The sequence below is a fragment of the Moorena sp. SIO4A1 genome (assembly GCF_010672065.1).
GTDB lineage: Bacteria > Cyanobacteriota > Cyanobacteriia > Cyanobacteriales > Coleofasciculaceae > Moorena.
Genome location: NZ_JAAHHX010001043.1, coordinates 1 through 1,052, shown reverse-complemented (window position 1 = coordinate 1,052; position 1,052 = coordinate 1). Strand labels below are relative to the sequence as shown.

Sequence of the window (1,052 nt, the reverse complement as noted above, 5' to 3'; positions counted from 1 at the left end):
TCCAAATAGGGAACAAAGTGCCGCTGTCCACCAGATTTATCTCCCTTTCCTCCTGGCATCTGGACGCTATGAGTGGCATCAAAAACCACAGGATAACCTAACTCGCGCATCTGAGGGAGGGAGCGAAAGTCTACCACTAGGGTATTGTAACCAAAACTAGTACCCCGCTCAGTGAGTAAAATATTCTTGGCTCCCCCAGCTTCCAGTTTGCTGACCACATGCTTCATATCCCAAGGGGCAAGAAACTGACCTTTTTTGACGTTAATTGCCTTACCTGTAGCAGCCGCAGCGATTAGCAAGTCAGTTTGGCGGCACAGAAAAGCTGGGATTTGCAGGACATCGACTACTTCAGCAACAGTTGCAGCTTGGTGACTTTCGTGGATATCGGTAAGGACTGGCACACCCACCATTCGTTTGACCTTCTGGAGAATTTCTAGACCTCTGTCTAGATTTTGTCCCCGAAAGGAGTTTATTGAAGTTCGATTGGCTTTGTCAAAGGAAGACTTGAAGATCAAAGGAATATTCAAGCGATCGCATACTTTGCGAATCTCCTCTGCCATTTTTAAGGTAAAGTCTTCCGATTCAATGACACAGGGACCACCAATTAGGGTGAGTGGGCAGCGATCGCCAATAGAGAGGGTATCAGTGATTTGGGTATTATTCATGAGTTTTACGACTGTTGGTTTCTCAAGACAGAAGCTTGGAGGTTTATATTATCAATAATTTATCTCATGTCCAGTAACAGTTGTAGGGGATTATCGGGTGAATTAAAAATTACACAATTCTTGTCAACTTTAGAACACAAGATGTAGGTGATCTTTTTTTATCTATAAAACCCCTAGAGATGTGATTGATAGTAATATATATATATCTAATTAAAAATTTTGTTCACTCCTGCTTTCATTTTTCGATAAAGTTTATTAGCTAAAATCATTTTTTTGTCCCCACGATAAAACTCATTTATGTACTTTTTAGCATCACCTTGAAAATGGATAGAATTAAATTTGATTTCCTTTCCAGACTCCACATGTCTACAAAATGGTTGACTATCA

General features: G+C 40.6%; 1 protein-coding gene and 1 pseudogene. Both read right to left on the bottom strand.

Annotated elements, in window-relative coordinates; all coding sequences use genetic code 11:
* Positions 1-665, bottom strand: a 665-nt coding sequence (kdsA, locus tag F6K53_RS45125; protein ID WP_293087678.1) for a 3-deoxy-8-phosphooctulonate synthase, incomplete at its 3' end; no start/stop codon positions are given.
* 206 nt (positions 666-871) lie between these two features.
* A pseudogene (locus F6K53_RS45120) lies at positions 872-1,052 on the bottom strand (hypothetical protein); the annotation flags it as partial.